This is a genomic window from Bradyrhizobium sp. USDA 4449 (assembly GCF_054056275.1).
Genome location: NZ_JBSRYD010000001.1, coordinates 7,329,249 through 7,346,360 on the forward strand (window position 1 = coordinate 7,329,249; position 17,112 = coordinate 7,346,360).

Annotated in this window: 15 protein-coding genes; 9 read left to right on the forward strand and 6 right to left on the reverse strand. The window is 64.8% G+C overall.

Features of this window, described 5'->3' with window-relative positions; genetic code table 11:
* Window positions 1–6 precede the first annotated feature (6 nt).
* Together lon and ACVIIW_RS34565 are read left to right on the forward strand one after the other, a co-directional pair.
* Window positions 7–2,400, forward strand: coding sequence for an endopeptidase La (lon, locus tag ACVIIW_RS34560; protein WP_456704797.1), 2,394 nt, complete (start codon window positions 7–9; stop codon window positions 2,398–2,400).
* A gap of 4 nt (window positions 2,401–2,404) precedes the next feature.
* On the forward strand, window positions 2,405–2,560 hold the full coding sequence (locus ACVIIW_RS34565) for a hypothetical protein (protein WP_456704798.1): 156 nt from the start codon (window positions 2,405–2,407) through the stop codon (window positions 2,558–2,560).
* 75 nt (window positions 2,561–2,635) lie between these two features.
* On the opposite strand, the gene ACVIIW_RS34570 is transcribed toward ACVIIW_RS34565, so the two are convergent.
* The 6 genes from ACVIIW_RS34570 to ACVIIW_RS34595 form a co-directional block, all read right to left on the reverse strand.
* Window positions 2,636–2,938: an HU family DNA-binding protein gene (locus ACVIIW_RS34570; protein WP_018320691.1), complete on the reverse strand. Its 303-nt coding sequence runs from the start codon at window positions 2,936–2,938 to the stop codon at window positions 2,636–2,638.
* Between the two features lie 333 nt (window positions 2,939–3,271).
* The gene (locus ACVIIW_RS34575) at window positions 3,272–4,504 is read right to left on the reverse strand and encodes an acetyl-CoA C-acetyltransferase (RefSeq protein WP_456704799.1); all 1,233 of its coding nucleotides are present in this window, start codon (window positions 4,502–4,504) and stop codon (window positions 3,272–3,274) included.
* Window positions 4,505–4,630: 126 nt separating this feature from the next.
* Complete coding sequence (locus ACVIIW_RS34580) at window positions 4,631–6,094, reverse strand: GH1 family beta-glucosidase (protein WP_456704800.1); 1,464 nt, start codon at window positions 6,092–6,094, stop codon at window positions 4,631–4,633.
* Between the two features lie 80 nt (window positions 6,095–6,174).
* Window positions 6,175–6,582: a hypothetical protein gene (locus tag ACVIIW_RS34585; protein ID WP_456704801.1), complete on the reverse strand. Its 408-nt coding sequence runs from the start codon at window positions 6,580–6,582 to the stop codon at window positions 6,175–6,177.
* Window positions 6,583–6,721: 139 nt separating this feature from the next.
* Window positions 6,722–9,157 (reverse strand): TonB-dependent receptor, encoded by a 2,436-nt coding sequence (locus ACVIIW_RS34590; RefSeq protein WP_456704802.1) that lies wholly within the window; start codon window positions 9,155–9,157, stop codon window positions 6,722–6,724.
* A 170-nt stretch (window positions 9,158–9,327) separates the two neighbouring features.
* A complete protein-coding gene (locus tag ACVIIW_RS34595) occupies window positions 9,328–10,686 on the reverse strand; it encodes a histidine kinase (protein ID WP_456704803.1) in 1,359 nt (452 codons plus the stop codon).
* 197 nt (window positions 10,687–10,883) lie between these two features.
* Here ACVIIW_RS34595 and ACVIIW_RS34600 point away from each other — a divergent pair, with 197 nt between their 5' ends.
* The 7 genes from ACVIIW_RS34600 (at window position 10,884) to ACVIIW_RS34630 (ending at window position 17,060) form a co-directional block, all read left to right on the forward strand.
* Window positions 10,884–11,504, forward strand: a complete 621-nt coding sequence (locus ACVIIW_RS34600) for a response regulator (protein ID WP_456704804.1) — start codon at window positions 10,884–10,886, stop codon at window positions 11,502–11,504.
* Window positions 11,505–11,576: 72 nt separating this feature from the next.
* Window positions 11,577–12,422, forward strand: coding sequence for an S-formylglutathione hydrolase (gene fghA / locus ACVIIW_RS34605; protein ID WP_456704805.1), 846 nt, complete (start codon window positions 11,577–11,579; stop codon window positions 12,420–12,422).
* 235 nt (window positions 12,423–12,657) lie between these two features.
* A complete protein-coding gene (locus ACVIIW_RS34610; RefSeq protein WP_456704806.1) occupies window positions 12,658–13,836 on the forward strand; it encodes an ABC transporter substrate-binding protein in 1,179 nt (392 codons plus the stop codon).
* The gene (locus tag ACVIIW_RS34615) at window positions 13,821–14,804 is read left to right on the forward strand and encodes a YVTN family beta-propeller repeat protein (RefSeq protein ID WP_456704807.1); all 984 of its coding nucleotides are present in this window, start codon (window positions 13,821–13,823) and stop codon (window positions 14,802–14,804) included. The genes ACVIIW_RS34610 and ACVIIW_RS34615 overlap by 16 nt, the downstream gene beginning before the upstream one ends.
* Complete coding sequence (locus tag ACVIIW_RS34620) at window positions 14,801–15,607, forward strand: ABC transporter ATP-binding protein (RefSeq protein ID WP_456704808.1); 807 nt, start codon at window positions 14,801–14,803, stop codon at window positions 15,605–15,607. The genes ACVIIW_RS34615 and ACVIIW_RS34620 overlap by 4 nt, the downstream gene beginning before the upstream one ends.
* Complete coding sequence (locus ACVIIW_RS34625; RefSeq protein WP_456704809.1) at window positions 15,604–16,452, forward strand: ABC transporter permease; 849 nt, start codon at window positions 15,604–15,606, stop codon at window positions 16,450–16,452. Before ACVIIW_RS34620 ends, ACVIIW_RS34625 begins: the two co-directional genes overlap by 4 nt.
* The gene (locus ACVIIW_RS34630; RefSeq protein ID WP_456704810.1) at window positions 16,449–17,060 is read left to right on the forward strand and encodes a hypothetical protein; all 612 of its coding nucleotides are present in this window, start codon (window positions 16,449–16,451) and stop codon (window positions 17,058–17,060) included. Before ACVIIW_RS34625 ends, ACVIIW_RS34630 begins: the two co-directional genes overlap by 4 nt.
* The last annotated feature ends 52 nt before the right edge of the window (window positions 17,061–17,112 follow it).

Below are 17,112 nucleotides of genomic sequence, written 5' to 3' on the forward strand. Positions count from 1 at the left end.
TCGATCATGGCCAATGAACAGATGAACAACGAACCGACGAATTCCCAAAACGGTCCTGGCGTGAAGATTCCCGAGGACGCACTGATCATCATCCCCGTGCGCGAAATGGTGCTGTTTCCCGGTGCCATCGCGCCGATCGCGATCGGCCGGGCGAAGTCCATCGCCGCCGCACAGCAGGCGTTGCGCGAGCAGCGGCCGGTCGGCATCGTCCTGCAGCGCAGCCCCGCAATCGAGGAGCCCGGCCCGGACGATCTCTATCGGGTCGCGACCATCGCCAACATCGTGCGCTACATCACCGCACCCGACGGCACGCATCACATCGTCTGCCAGGGCGTGCAGCGCGCGCGCATCCTCGACTTCCTGCCGGGCACGCCGTTCCCGGCTGCGCGCATCCAGCAGATCCCCGAGCCGACCACGTCCTCGCCCGAGATCGAGGCGCGGGCGCTGAACCTGCAGCGCCAGGCCATCGAGGCAATCGAGCTGCTGCCGCAGGCGCCGCCCGAGCTGATCGCGATGTTCCAGAACACCAGCGCGCCCGGCGCGCTGGCCGATCTGGCGACCTCGTTCATGGACATCAAGCCGCAGGACAAGCAGGAGGTGCTGGAAACCATCGACCTCGCTCTGCGCGTGGAGAAGGTGTCGAAGCACCTGGCCGAACGGCTGGAGGTGCTGCGCATCAGCAACGAAATCGGCCAGCAGACCCGCGCCAGCTTCGATGAGCGGCAGCGCGAGGCGATCCTGCGCGAGCAGATGGCGACCATTCAACGCCAGCTCGGCGAAGGCGACGGCAAGGCCGCCGAAGTCGCCGAGCTGACGGCAGCGATCGCCAAGGCCAACATGCCGCCGGAAGCGGATGCGCATGCCAGGAAGGAGCTGCGCCGCTACGAGCGGATGCCTGAGGCTGCGGGCGAAGCCGGCATGGTCCGCACCTATCTGGACTGGCTGATCGAGCTGCCCTGGGCGCTCCCCGCGGAGAAGCCGATCGACATCAAGGAAGCGCGCCGCATCCTGGATGCGGATCACTTTGGCCTGGAGAAGATCAAGAGCCGGATCATCGAATATCTGGCGGTGCGCAAGCTCGCTCCGCAGGGCAAGGCCCCGATCCTGTGCTTCGTCGGCCCGCCCGGCGTCGGCAAGACCTCGCTCGGACAATCCATCGCACGCGCGATGGATCGCCCCTTCGTGCGCGTCAGCCTCGGCGGCGTGCATGACGAGGCCGAGATCCGCGGTCACCGGCGCACCTATATCGGCGCGCTGCCGGGCAACATCATCCAGGGCATCAAGAAGGCAGGCAGCCGCAACTGCGTCATGATGCTCGACGAGATCGACAAGATGGGCCGCGGCGTGCAGGGCGATCCCTCTGCCGCCATGCTGGAGGTGCTCGACCCCGAGCAGAACGGGACGTTCCGGGACAATTACCTGGCCGTGCCGTTCGACCTGTCGCGCGTGGTCTTCATCGCGACGGCCAACATGCTGGACCAGATTCCGGGTCCGCTGCTGGACCGCATGGAGCTCATCAGCCTCGCCGGTTACACCGAAGAGGAGAAGCTGGAGATCGCGCGGCGCTACCTGGTGCGGCGGCAGCTGGAGGCCAACGGCCTGACGGCCGAACAGGCCGAGATCGAGCCGGAGGCACTGAAGCTGATCGTCAAGGGGTACACCCGCGAGGCCGGCGTGCGTAACCTCGAGCGCGAGATCGGCAAGGTGTTCCGCCATGCGGCGGTGCGGGTCGCCGAAGGCACGGCTGCCAAGGTCGTGGTGACGGCAAAGGACATCGCCGATGTGCTGGGCCAGCCGCGCTTCGAAGGCGAGATCGCGCAGCGCACAAGCGTTCCGGGCGTGGCTACCGGCCTCGCCTGGACGCCCGTGGGCGGCGATATCCTGTTCATCGAGGCCTCGCGCGTCCCCGGCCGCGGCAGCATGATCCTGACCGGCCAGCTCGGCGAGGTGATGCGCGAGAGCGTGCAGGCGGCACTGACGCTGGTGAAGAGCAAGGCGACGCAGCTCGGCATCGATCAGTCGGTGTTCGAGAAGAGCGACATCCACGTTCACGTGCCGGCGGGTGCGACCCCGAAGGACGGCCCGAGCGCGGGGGTGGCAATGTTCACGGCGCTGACGTCCCTTCTCACCAATCGCACGGTACGCAGCGACACCGCGATGACCGGCGAGATCTCGCTGCGCGGGCTGGTGCTGCCGGTCGGCGGCATCAAGGAGAAGGTGGTGGCTGCGGCCGCCGCCGGCCTGAAGCGGGTGATGCTGCCGGCGCGCAACAAGCGGGACTATGACGACATCCCGAAGAGCGCGCGGGACAACCTCGAATTCATCTGGCTGGAGCGCGTCGACGACGCCATCGCCGCAGCGCTCGAGCCGATGGAAACCAAGGTGGAAGCGGCGGAGTGATGCAATGAAAAAATTGCTGGAAGAGACGAAGCGATCCCGGACAACGCAGCGGCTGCGCCAGCTGCTTGGTCGTGCCATCGACCGGGTGCGCGATGCGCTCGCAGGACCCGAGCCACGGCCTGCGCCGATCCCGGTCCGGGTGAAGCGCCGCAAGGGCTGAACCCCTCCGCTCCAGCCCTCGCAGCCACTTCGTCGAACCAAAAGGCCCCCTCTCCGCGAGGGGGCCTTTGCGTTATCAGCCCACAGCGTCCTTGGCGGCCTTGACCGGGCGGGCGCGGACGATCTTCCGGGCCGGCTTGGCCTTGAACATCATCTCTTCACCCGTGAACGGATTGGTGCCCTTGCGCGCCTTGGTCGCGGGCTTCTTGATGACCACGAACTTGGCAAAGCCCGGCACCAGGAACAGGCCGTTCTTCTTGAGCTCCTTGTGGCCGACGTCGGTCAGAGTCTCCATGACGTTCTTGACGTCGCGCTTGGAAAGCTCGGTGGCGGTCGCAATCTTTTCGATCAACTGCGATTTCGACATTTGGGTTGGCATCGTGTCTCCTCTGATTCGTTGCCGGTTGCATATTAGACCAACCGGCGAAGGCCTATAGCCCTCTGCACAGTTTTGTCGCGGTTTTACGGGCTTTTTTGGCCCCCTGCGACAAAAACCCCTGCATTTTAGCGGCTTCCAGAGCGGAAGATGCCTCGGGCAGCGGTTTTTGCCTTGTTTCAAAGGCCCGCAAGCAGCCTTGCTAAAGCTGATTCGAGGCTTTCGACAAGCGACCACCGGCCTCTTTGCCGGAGGGGAAGCACGATTCACCCTGAAAAATAAGGCTGGATCGTCGCTCTGCGGCGTTTCTCCCTGTCTTTTACGGGCCGCGGAGAGTTATGTGCGCTCGATGATGATGGCCGGCGCCATGCCGCCTGCGGCGCACATGGTGACGAGACCGCGCTTGAGGTCGCGCCGTTCGAGCTCATCGAGCATGGTGCCGATCAGGATCGAACCGGTCGCGCCGATGGGATGGCCGAGCGCGATCGAGCCGCCGTTGACGTTGACCTTGGCGCGGTCGAGCTTGAGATCCCGGATATATTTTTCCGCGACCACCGCAAAGGCCTCGTTGATCTCGAACAGATCGATGTCGTCGATGGTGAGCCCGGCCTTGGCCAGCACCTTGCGCGTCGCCGGAACCGGGGCGTTCAGCATCAGCGTCGGCGAGTCCCCCATATTGGCCATCGCGACGACGCGCGCCCGAGGCTTCAGGCCATGCGCCCTGGCATAGGACGGCGAGGCCAACAGGATCGCCGCCGCGCCGTCGACGACGCCGGACGAATTGCCGGCGTGGTGCATGAAGTCGATGGTGAGGTCCGGATATTTCTGCAGGATCAGGCCACGATAGGTCGTGCCCTTGTCGTCCAGCGCATAATCGGCGACCGCGGGGAATGCGGGCTTCAGCGCCGCGAGACCTTCCATCGTGGTCTGCGGCCGCGGATATTCTTCGCGGTCGAGCGCCAGGCTGCCATCCTCGCGATGAACAGGCACGAGGCTCTTCTTGAAGTGACCGCCAGCGATCGCCTGTGCGGCGCGCTGCTGGCTTTCGAGGCCGAGCGCATCGACGTCCTGCCGCGTGATGCCTTCCAGCGTCGCGATCGCGTCGGCGCAGACGCCTTGATGCGACTGCGGATGCCGCGCACGCAGGCGCAGATTGCCGGAGTCCATCATCATCGGACCTCCGCCGCGACGTCCTTCCATCGACATCATCTCGCACCCGCCGGCGATGACGAGGTCTTCTGCGCCCGCCATGATCGAGGAGGCCGCCATGTTGACGCTGGTGATGCCGGAGCCGCAGAAGCGATCGAGCGTCACGGCGCTGGCGCGCACGTCATAGCCGGCATCGAGTGCCGACATGCGACCGAGATCGCCGCTTTGCGTCGCAACCTGCGCGCTGCAGCCCCAGACGATGTCGTCGACATCGGCCGTGTTGATACCGGTCCGCTCGGCGAGCGCGCGCAACACAGTGGCACCTAACTGCTGCGGATGAATGCCTGACAGTGCTCCCTTGCCGGCCTTGCCGATACCGCGCGGCGTACGGCAGGCATCGATGATCAGCGCGTCGGTCATGGGCGTTGTCCTCCGGTTATGAGTGTTGAGGGCGGTTTTGAATCAGAGGGAGAATGGAGTCAATGTGACACGCCTCTCTTCACCTCTCCCCGCTCGGGGCCGCGCAGGTGGGGAGAGCCCAACGGGTCACGCCCCCGCCGCATTCTTCGCGATCACGTTGCGATAGAAGCTCGCGCTGAGTTTTGGCGTCCGGACCTGGGTGTCGAAATCGACGTGGTAGAGGCCGAAGCGCTTGTTGAGACCGAACACCCATTCGAAATTGTCCATCAGGCTCCAGAGGAAATAACCGCGCACCGGCACGCCCTCGGTGGTGGCGCGCTGGAGCTGGGCGAGATAGTTGCGCAGGTACATGATGCGATCGGTGTCGTAGATCTTGCCGTCTTGCGTCATCTGGTCGTCGCCGGAGGCGCCGTTCTCACTGATATAGATCGCATCCGTCTTCCAGATCTTTGCAGCCAGCTTCGGAACCCAGTAGATCGTCTCGGGGCCGACGCGCAGCCAGTCGGAGTTCATGTGCGGAAATGATTTCGGGATCGGCACCGGCATGAAGCCGGCGCCCCGGTCGGACGCCACGATGTAGTGCTGCGGCGCGTAAATGTTGAGGCCGAGGAAATCGACCGGCGAGGAGATGATCTTCAACTCGGCGTCGGTGTATTTCGGCGCGTCGCCGCCGGCGTATTTCAGGAACGCGTCGGTGTAGCGGCCGGTCATGATGACGTTGAGATAGCCGGCATTCAGCTCGCGCAACGCGATCTCGGCGGCGCGGACGTTCTCGGGCGTCTCGATCGCGGGAATGCAGGCATCGATATTCTCGGCCGGGCCCACGCGCGTGCCGCGGCGGCCGTGGGCGCGCACGGCCTGCACCGCAAGTCCGTGCGCGAGCGCGGTGTTGTGCCTGATCTGGTTTACTTCTGCCTGCGGCAAGGTCAGGCCCGGCGCATCGATGCCGATGCCGTAGCCGAAATAGACGAAGCGGCCGCTCTCGTTCAGCGTGAATACGCATCTGACGCGATCGGTCAGCTGCCCGGCGACATAGGCCGCGTAGTCGCCGAAGATCTTGCAGGTCTCGGTCGAGCGCCAGCCGCCGAAACGATCCTGCAGCGATTGCGGCAGATCCCAATGATAGAGCGTGAGCCAGGGCTCAATGCCGTTCTTCAGCAGTTCGTCGACCAGGCGATTGTAGAAGTCGAGCCCCCTGGGGTTCGGTTTGCCGTCGCCATCCGGAAACACCCGCGGCCAGGCCACCGAGAAGCGATAGGCCTTGCAGCCGAGTTCCCTGATGAGCGCGATGTCCTCCTTGTAACGGTGATAATGTTCGTTGGCGCGATCGCCCGTGGTGCCGTCCTCGATCTTGCCGGGGATGCGGACGAACTTGTCCCAGATCGAGGCCCCCCGGCCGTCCTCACTGACCGCACCCTCGACCTGATAGGACGACGTCGCCGTGCCCCAGACGAAGCCAGGCGGGAAGCTACTGGTGCCGCGCGGCGCCGCTGCCGGCCTGGCCTCGGCGGATTCAAGCGGACCCGCGATGCCGGCTGCGGACATTCCCGCGATTTTCGCGAACTGGCGACGCGAGACCTTATCCGACATTGATGCCGCTCCGGGATGATGGGTGCGGCGGCACAATGACGGGGCGCGGGCGATTTGAGAAGCGCCGGCAGGGAAAGTCTTCAGCGCGGGCGTTTCGGCAGCTTCGGAAGCGCGTTGGGATCGAACGCAGGGACCTGTCCGGTCCGTTCAGGTACTGCCGCGGGCTGTTCCGTCAGAATGAGAGTACCCTGCAGAACGACTCCGCGCGCCTGACCTGCCGTTGCCGTGTAGGTCGCGATCTTGTCGGGGCATGTCCCCTCGATCTCCAGCGTGAGCTCATCATAGACGCCGAAGACCGTGACACGCCCATCGGTATGACGCTTCGTTGACACGGTCGCGGTGAAGCGATCGCCATCGACCTTACAGGAGCCGTGATACGTCATCAGGCTGTCGCGGCCCCAAATCTGGCCGTCCGCGACATGGACGATGCCGGTGCCTTGGTCGAGTGGCGTCTTGTACCACGCCGCGTAGGTACCGTCCTTCAGCATGGGAGTAGTCTCCGCTGATCTACCCGCACCGATGATCCGCACAATGAGCGCTAAGGAACCCTTAATCGCGCGGCCCGTGCGAATCCGGGCTCCGCCCGAGGCGCCGGCATTATACCAGGCGGGCGCCCGTCGAGCCGTCTCAGAACGTCACCCGCATACCCGCATAGAACGCGCGGGGTCTTGCCGGGCTCAGCGACCGCGGATCGGTGAAGGGATTGCCGCCGTTGGCGAAGTTCGGGACCGCGGTGGTGTCGAAGAACGTACCGTAGGTCGCATAGCGCTTGTCGAAGATGTTGTCGACCTTGCCGTAGAGCTGGACATTCCTGGTGAACTGATAGGAGGTATGGAGGTTGAACACGGCATAGGAGGGCAGCTTCGAGGCCTGGTTGGATTCGTCGCCGACCAGATACTGGCTCGAAACCCACAGCGCATCGCCGCCAACCTTCCAGGCGTCGGTGGCGGCATATTCGATACCGGCCTTGATGCGGTGACGCGGCACGGCCGGGACCTGGTTGCCCGCTACGACCTGAATGGTCCCCGTCCCAGGATCGGCAAAGGGGCTGTTGGACGAAAGCTCGAGCGCATCGAGGAAGCGCGCGTCGACCAGCGCATAGCCGGCATGGAACTGAAGCGTATCCGATTTGAGGTTGACCTCGGCCTCGAGACCCTGCCGGCGCGTCGCCCCGACGTTCTGGAAGAAGCCGAAGCCCTGCCGTCCGGCCACCGGCAGGCCCATGATGTCATCGTAATTGGTGGCGCGGAAAACGCCGATCTTCCAGCCGAGCGTGCCGATGTTCAGCTCCTTCGTACCGCGCAACCCCGCTTCGAGCGTCTTGGATACCACCTGCTTCAGCGGCGGGTCGGAGACCAGGAAGGATGCGATCAGGCACGGATTGTTCGGGTCGGCGCAGCCGAGCTCGAGCGGCGTCGGCACACGGTTGGCCTCGGAGTAACCGGCATAGGCGGTGTGCTCCGGCGTGATCGTGTAGGTGCCGCCGATCACTGGATTGAAGCGGTAATAGGCGTGATCACCGTTGAGCGCGGTGCCGAGTTGGTCCTCCAGCGTGACGCGGGCGTGGTTGAAACGGCCGCCGCCGGTGATGGCGAAGGCATCCGTCACGTTGAAGGTGTCGAGCGCATAGAGGCCGGTATATTGATTGAGCGTGCGCAGCGATACCGGGCCCATCTCGCCGGTCGCGGGGGTGCCGGATTGGCCAAGGAAGATCCCGCTGCCGCTGACGACGTAGTCGGTGCCGATGGTCCCGAGCTGCGCCGACGCGTTGAAGCTGTTGACGCTGGCATCGAAGCTGGCGCCGAGCAAAAAACGGTTTTCATGATCGAACAGTTCGTCAGTGTTGGTCGCCTGGCCGGAGACGCCGAAGGTGGTCGATCGGGTGTAGGTCCGATCCAGCTCGCCGAGCAGGCTCCCGGACGCAAAGGGGTTTGCAAGCTGCGCGCCATCCAGGCCGTTCGCCGGCGCCGTGTTGTCGCCAAAGCAGAGCAAACCGGCCGTCGCGCAGTCCTGCACGCTGGTGGGGTTGCCGTCGAGCACACGCTGCTCGAACACGCGCGCATGCGCGGTCGCTTCGAAGGTCCACGTGGGCGTCGCCTCGACCTTGCCGGTCAGGTTGACGTAGCCGACGCGATTGTTGGTGGTTTGCGGCGAGGTGTAGACCGCGCCCCAATATTGCTGCAACAGCTCGGCGGGAACGGTGGCGGTCGCGCCGAAATTGTTGTCGGCGAGCCCCATATTGACGTGGAATTCGCTGTCCCCGCCCTTGTAGCCGACATCACCGTAGAAGCGCCGCACGTCCGATTGCGAGAGATTGCGGAAGCCGTTGTCGTGCAGGCCGTCGAGCGCGGCGTAGACGGCGTAATTGGCATCGACCTGCTTGCCCCATTGTGCCGAGCTCTGGATGCGGCCGAACGAGCCGCCCATCGTGTCGGCCTCGGCGCCCTGGTAGGTAAAACCGTCCTTCATCTGCAGATTGACCGCGCCGCCCAGCGCATTGAGGCCGAAGGCGGGATTGTTGGTCACCACCGTGACCGACCGGATCGCGGCGGTCGGGATCAGGTCCCAATTCACGCTGTCGGCGAACGCTTCGTTGATGCGCACGCCGTTCTGGTAGACGGCAAGCCCTTGCGGCGTCCCGACGATGGGTGAGGCGACGAAGCCGCGAAACTCGACATTCGGCTGGAACGGGTTGCCGCTCACCTCGGTGATGTTGACCGCAGCGACGTTGTCGCGCAGCGCGTCGCTCACGTTCATCGAGCCGGTACGCTTGATCTGGTTGGCATCGATCGCGCTGATGCTGGAGGCAACCTTGTCGACGTCGACGCCCTTCGCATTGCCGGGCGCCGTCGGGTAGACGTAGATGCGGTTGTTGGGTTTGCCGGAACTCACGACGCGCGCCGGCGTTCGGGGCGCAGGACGCCGCGTCGTCCGCTGCGGCGCGACCACCTCGACCGCGGGCAGGTTCTGGACATTGGTCTCGTCCTGCGCGGCCAGGCCAGCATCGGTCCAAAGCACCAGCCCCGTCGAGATCGAGACGATCAAAAGCTTTCGCGCGCCCATCCCCTGCCGTCCCATTCCCAGGCATCGGCCGTTCTGAACGCCGCCGATTGCACAGAGAAGTGTAGCCGGTCCTTGGGGTGGCACTAGCCACAAAAGGTCCGGCATTCTCCGCACCCGTTTTCCCGACGAAATCGGGAATTCTTCCCGACCGGGAGATTTCCCTGATGCGATCAGGCCGAAGCGGTCGGAACCAGCGCTTCGACGGTGACGCCGCCCTCGCCTGACGCGACGTTGAGCGTGCCACCGAGCGCCAGAATCCGCTCGCGCATGCCGACCAGGCCGAAGCCGAGTTTCTGGCCCGGCTCCATGCCGCGGCCATTGTCGCTGACGCGCACCCGGGCGTAGCCACGGCCGTCGCGCCCCGGCCGCTCCGCCGGCTCGATCACCACATCGATCGCGGTCGCACCGGCATGGCGGAAGGCATTGGTGAGCGCCTCCTGCACCACGCGGTAGATGGTGAGATCGGCGGTCTCCCCTGTGATCCCGAGCGCCGGCGAGATCGTGGTTTCGATCGTCACCTCGGGATGCGATTCACGCCATAGCCGCCACAGCGATTCCAGCGCCTTGCCGAGGCCAAGCTCGGCGAGGCCGACAGGCCGCAAGCGCTCCAGCACGCGACGGGTGAACTGCTGTAGCGCATTGATCTGCTCGAGAAGCGCGCCGCCGTGCTTTCGCACGGCCTCTGCACTGGGCCCGCGCCCGTCGGCGAGCTTCGTCAACGCGCTGGCATGGGCGCGCAGCGAGAACAGATAGGGCCCGAACTCGTCATGCAGCTCACGCGCGATCTCCTTGCGCTCGATGTCCTGGAGCGACACCGCGCGCTCGGCAAGGCGCCGCTTGTCCTCGACCGCTTCGCCGAGCGTTGCCGCCAGATGATTGAGCCTGGTGCAGATCGCGGCAAGCTCGGGCGCGCCGCCCGGCATCACGCGCGCGTCGTAGCGGCCGCCTTCGAGCTCGCTCATCGTCTGCCCCAGGGACTCGAGCGGTGCGAGCGCCCGGCCCACCACCGTCATCATCACGAGAAACAGCAGCAGCGCGATGACCGATCCGACCTCGAGCTGCGTGACGATGGCGTCCCAGATCTCGGCGATCTCGTCATTGGGATGCGAGATGATGACGAGCGAACCGGGCTTGCCATGCACCGACACAGGCACGCTGACGGCAGTCTGGTCGGAATGAACCAGGCTGACGAACCAGGCCGGTGGGCCGGGCGTGTCGTCATCGCTATGGGCACGCGGCGACGTCAGCGGATTGCCGCCGGCGTCCCGGAGCGCGATGCTGACATGGCGGAGGCGATTGAGGTCGCGCGCGATCTGGTCCAACCTGGCATCCGGATCCGGCGCCTCGTTGAGATCGGCGACGATCATCTCGATGAACTCGCGCGCCAGCCGGATCACGCTCTGGTCCTCGGCCTGCACGCGGGGACCGGCCTCCGCGACCTCGCGGGCGATGTTGACGGCAAGCCCGAGCGCCAGCAGCAGCGCCAGCAGAAGGTTGATGCGCCCGCGCAAGGAAAGATTTTGCCACATTGCTTTCGCCTGTCCCACGAAGGATCGTTCACACCTGTCCGATAGCGTTGACAGAGGCGAAGCGCCCGATATCTAATCGGAACGTACAGCAATCCCGGCCGGGTTGCATGACCCGACGCGCTGTCTCGTTCGGCATCATGCGGCGCGATAATGATGGTAAATCCTGTCACGGGAACGCGCTGCCGCGGGGAACGCCTATGCGCATTCTGATCGTCGACGATCATCCCATTGTCGCCTCCGGCTGCCGTGCCGTGCTGGCCGACGAAGGCGAGATCGAGATTCTGGAGGCTGCGGACGCCGAGGATGGCGAGAGCATTTTCATCGTCGAGCGCCCGGACCTCTGCGTGATCGACATCAACCTGCCGACCGTTTCCGGTTTCGAGCTCGCTCGCCGCATCCTCGAGCGCGCGCCGGAGGCCTGCATCATCATGTTCAGCATGAACGACGACCCGGCCTTCGCCGCACGCGCCATCGAATGTGGCGCCAAGGGCTATGTTTCCAAGACCGGCGACCCCGATGACCTCGTCGAGGCGATCCGCACCGTTGGCGGCGGCGGCACCTATCTTCCCAGCGCGATCGCGCGCAGCATCGCTTTCGCAGGGCCGACGCTGGCGCAGAGCCCGTTGTCGAAGCTGAACGCGCGCGAGATGGAGATCTTGCGGCTGCTGAGCGCTGGAAAAAGCCTGTCCGAGATCGCGTGGCTGGTGCAATCATCCTACAAGACGGTCGCCAACACCTCCTCGATCATGCGCCAGAAACTCGGGGTGAGGACCTCCATCGAGCTGGTGCGGCTGGCGATCGACAGCGGCGTGGCCTAAAAGCGCGCGACAAATCTCGGTCACACGAGCATTGCATTCTCGATGTGGTGAGATGCCACGGAGCCATCAGGCATGACGATCCAGACTGTCTCGACCAATACATCCTATGGTGGCGTGCAGGGCGTGTATCGCCATGGGAGCGCGGCGACGGGAACCGACATGGTGTTCTCGGTCTATGTTCCGCCCCATGCCGAGGGCGCGAAGCTGCCCGTGGTCTGGTATCTCTCCGGTCTGACCTGCACCCATGCCAACGTCACCGAGAAGGGCGAATTCCGCAAAGCCTGCGCCGAGCTCGGCCTGATCTTCGTCGCCCCCGATACCTCACCGCGCGGGCCCGACGTGCCCGGTGATGCCAACAACGCCTATGATTTCGGCCTCGGCGCCGGCTTCTATGTCGACGCCACGCAAGAGCCGTTCGCGCGCAACTATCGCATGTGGAGCTATGTCACCGACGAGCTGCCCAAACTCGTGGCGGGACATTTTCCCGTGGATGCCAAGCGGCAGTCGATCATGGGCCATTCCATGGGCGGCCACGGCGCGCTGACGGTGGCGCTTCGCAATCCGCACCGCTATCGCGCGGCGAGCGCCTTCGCTCCGATCGTGGCGCCGTCGCAGGCGCCCTGGGGCATCAAGGCGCTGACCGGCTATCTCGGGCCGAACAAGGATGCCTGGCGCAGCCATGACACGGTGGCGTTGATCGAGGACGGCGCAAGATGTTCCGGCTTCCTGGTCGATGTCGGCGAGGCCGATAATTTCCTGAAAGAACAGCTCAAGCCTGAATTGCTGCAAGCGGCCTGCGCCAAAGCCAACATCCCGCTGACGCTGCGGCGCCAGCCGGGCTATGACCACAGCTATTATTTCATCTCGACCTTCATGGGCGATCATCTGCACTGGCACGCGGAGAGACTGAAGGGATGAGCCTTCCCAGCTACTCCGGCTTGCCGTCATTCGGCGTCAGCAGGCGGATCGGCGAGCGCGGCTGATTCCGTCAACAGGAATGCTGCGAAACACAGCAACGCTCGCACGATCGTGATTCCAGCGCTCGCGCGCGCGCGGACGAAATGCGGGGTTGCAAGCCTTGCCAAATCGGTCATGCTTCCAGCAGAAACAATTCTCCACCGGCGGTCAAGCCGGGGGGATGTTTGGAGGAAGCATGATCCGATGGTTGGTCGGCCTGATTGGCCTCGCTGTTGCGACGACGCAGGCGCTGGCGGACCCCGTCGAAATCAACGTCGGCTATCTCCGCGTTGCCGGTGCCAAATCGACACTGTCGCTGGTCGAGCAGCCCGCCGAGAATGACGGGGTCGCCGGCGCCAAGCTCGCGATCGAAGACAACAACACTACCGGAAAATTCACGGGCCAGCGCTTCACGCTGGAGGAGCACCGGATCAAGGAAGGCGACGACCCGGTCCTGGCTGCGACCGCGCTCGCCGAGAGGAACGGCTTCATCGTGGCTGACCTGCCGGCCGATACGCTTCTGAAAGTGGCCGACGCCTTGCGCGATCGCGGCACGCTGCTGTTCAACGCCGGCGCCATCGACGAGCGGCTGCGCGAGGCCGATTGCCGCGCCAACGTGATCCACACCGCGCCGACGCGCTCGATGCTGGCGGATGCGCTCGGCCAATACCTGGTGTGGAAGAAGTGGTCGCGCTGGCTGCTGGTGGTCGGCTCGCATGACGAGGACAAGCTCTACGCGGATGCGCTGCGGCGCGCCGCCACGCGGTTCGGCGCCAAGATCGTGCAGGAGCGGACCTTCGAGGACAAGGGTGGCGCGCGCCGCACGGACTCCGGCGTGACGCTGATCCAACGCCAGATGCCGGTGGTCACGCAACAGGCACCGGCCTACGACGTACTGGTGGCCGCCGACGAAAGCGAAGTGTTCGCAGCCTATTTGCCCTATCGCACCTGGGACCCGCGGCCGGTCGCCGGCTCAGCCGGCCTCGTGCCGCGCAGCTGGGATGCGGCGCAGGACCAGTGGGGCGCGACGCAGATGCAGAACCGCTTCATCAAGCTGAACGCGCGACGGATGACCGCGCTCGACATGCAGGCCTGGACCGCCGTGCGCATGATCGGTGAGGCCACCTCGCGGACCAAATCCGGCGACGTCAAGAAGGTCTCGGATTTCATCAAGGGACCGGATTTCGAGATCGCCGCCTTCAAGGGAACGCGGCTGACCGTGCGCGACTGGAATCTCCAGCTGCGCCAGCCGATCCTGCTGGTCGATGGCCGCATGGTAGTGTCGGTGTCGCCGCAGGAAGGTTTCCTGCACCAGGTCTCCGAGCTCGACACGCTCGGCTACGATCGCCCGGAGAGCAAATGCAAGCTGAAATGAGGCGTCGAATGTCGCGTGCGGGATTGCTGACCGGACTGATGCTGGCAGCAACGCCCGCGCATGCCGTCATCGCCTATGTCTCGAACGAGAAAAGCAACACGGTCTCTGTCATCGACACCGACAGCTGGACCGTGACGGAGACCATCAAGGTCGGCCAGCGCCCGCGCGGCATCGAGTTCACCCGTGACGGCAAATTCGTCATGGTTGCGGTCGGCGACGACGACACCATCCAGGTGATCGACGCCAAGACCCAAGCCGTGGTGGACACGCTGCCCTCCGGACCCGACCCTGAATTGTTCACCCAGGATGCCGCCGGCAAGACGCTCTATGTCGCCAACGAGAACGACAACACCGTCACCGTGATCGATCTGGAGAAGCGCGCGCGCCTCGGCGACATCCAGGTCGGCGTCGAGCCCGAGGGCATGACCATCAGTCCCGACGGCAAGACCCTGATCAACACCTCCGAGACGACCAACATGGCGCATTTCATCGACACCTCGTCGCGCCAGATCGTCGCCAACGTGCTGGTCGATCCGCGCCCGCGCTTTGCCCAGTTCAAGCACGACGCGTCCGAATTGTGGGTGTCGTCCGAGATCGGCGGCACGGTATCGGTCATCGATCCCGGAAAGCATGAGGTGACCGGCAAGATCACCTTCGAGATTCCGGGCCTGCGGAAAGAGGCGATCCAGCCTGTCGGCATCGGCATGACCAAGGACGACAAGACCGCCTTCGTCGCGCTCGGTCCCGCCAACCGCATCGCCGTGGTCGACACCGCCTCGCGCAAAGTCACAAAATATCTGCTGGTCGGCCAGCGCGTCTGGCATATGGCGTTCACGCCGGATGAAAAATATCTGCTCACCACCAACGGCGTCTCCAACGACGTCTCCGTGATCGACGTCGCCGCCCACAAGGTGATCAAGACCATTCAAGTGGGCGAGCTGCCCTGGGGCATCACGATCGCGCCATGACCAGCCCCGCCCCTATCGCAGAACAACGCGAGACATTGAAGCGTGATCCGGCCGCGATGCCGGCGTTGTCGATCGACGGCGTCAGCCATTCCTACGGCCCGCGACGGGCGCTGATCGACGTCTCCCTCGAAGTGCAGCCGGCGAGCTTCACCGCGCTGCTCGGCCTCAATGGCGCCGGCAAGAGTACACTGTTCTCGCTGATCACCCGCCTGTTCGGCATCCAGACCGGTCGCGTCGCCATCTTCGGCCATGACATCACCCGCACGCCCGGCGAGGCGCTGCGGTTGCTCGGCGTGGTGTTCCAGCCGCGCACGCTCGACCTCGATCTGTCGCTGACGCAGAACCTGCTTTATCACGCCGCTCTTCACGGCATCAGCCGGCGCGAGGCGGCCACGCGCAGCGCCGAGTTGCTTGCGCGCATTGGCCTCACTGAGCGCGCCGGCAGCAAGGTGCGCGATCTTTCCGGCGGGCAGATGCGGCGGCTGGAGATTGCCCGCGCGCTGCTGCACCGGCCGCGGCTGTTGCTGCTGGACGAGCCGACCGTCGGGCTCGACGTCAAGGCGCGTGCCGACATCATCGGCCATGTCCGCCAGCTCGTCACCGAGCAGGGCATCGGCGTGCTCTGGGCGACGCATCTGTTCGACGAGACCATGGCCGGCGACGATCTCGTGGTGCTGCACCAGGGCAAGGTGCTGGCGCAGGGCCCGCTGGACCGCGTCCTCGCAGAGGCCGGCGCACAGGACGTCAACACCGCCTTCATGCGCCTGACTGGCGCGCAAGTGATGCCGGGAGGCGGCACATGAACAGCATCGCCACGCGCAACGCACCGCGCGGCTTCTCCACCTCGGAGTACATGACCTGCCTTACCGGCATCGTCTGGCGCGAGGGTCTGCGCTTCCTGCATCAGCGCGAACGCTTCGTCTCGGCGCTGGTGCGGCCGCTGGTATGGCTGTTCATCTTCGCAGCCGGCTTCCGCCAGGTGCTCGGCATCTCCATCATCCCGCCCTACGAGACCTACATTCTCTATGAGGTCTTCATCGCGCCCGGGCTGATGGCGATGATCCAGCTCTTCAACGGCATGCAGTCCTCGCTCTCGATGGTGTACGACCGAGAGATGGGCAATATGCGTACGCTGCTGGTCAGCCCGTTGCCGCGCGGCTTCCTGCTGTTCTGCAAGCTGCTCGCGGGCACTGCGGTGTCGCTGCTCCAGGTCTATGCATTCCTGATCATCGCCTGGTTCTGGGACATCACGCCGCCCCCGATCGGCTACCTCACCGTGCTGCCGGCGCTGATACTGTCGGGGCTGATGCTGGGCTCGCTCGGCATGCTGATCTCCTCGGGCATCAAGCAGCTGGAGAACTTTGCGGGTGTCATGAACTTCGTCATCTTCCCGATGTTCTTTGCGTCGTCCGCGCTCTACCCGCTGTGGCGGGTGCAGGAGGGTAGCCCTTATCTCTACTATGTCTGTCAGGCCAATCCGTTCACTCATGCGGTCGAGCTGATCCGGTTCGCGCTGTATGGGCAGATCCGCTGGATCTCGATCGCCGTGGTTGGAGCTTGCACAATCGTGTTCATGACCGGCGCGATTTTCGCCTATGATCCCTCACGCGGGCTGGCGCGGCGCGGGCCGGCGGGAGGCGAAGGATGAGGGTCCGGACATATGCCATGGCAACCCTTGCGTTCGCGGTCTCGATGGCAGCCGCACGCGCCGCAGATCCGCGCTATCCCGACTGGCCTTGTACGCAAGCCAAGGTGCCGGAGATCTCCGTCGCCGCCGTCTGGGCAGGCCCCGCGCTCGACGACGCAGAGAGCAAATGGAAGGACGACAGCAGGGTCAGCGCGCTGGTCTCGAAGCTCGCGGCGCGCAAGACGCCGCTGGACGAGGCCGAGAAGTCGGTGAAGGACTTTCTGACCGGCTCCACCGACAAGACCACCAATGCAAAATTGCTGTTCGCCGGCCTGTTCGACACGCTGAACGCCCAGCGCTCCCAGGTCCTGAGCGGACTCGAACGCGTCAGCCGCAAGCAGCGCGAGGCTGCCGACAAGATCCGCGAGGAGACCATCCAGCTCCAGGCGCTGCAGGACGCGACGCCGCGCGACGAGGCGAAGGTCGACGCCATGAGCAACCAGCTGATCTGGGAGACCCGTATCTTCGAGGACCGCCGCAAGGTGGTGCGCTTCGTCTGCGAGGTTCCGACCACGATCGACCAGCGCCTGTTCGCGCTCGGCCGCGTCATCCAGCAGGAAATCGAATAGCGTCAGCCTTCCTGACGGCTTCATGAAAGTTCCCGGATATCAACACCATCGT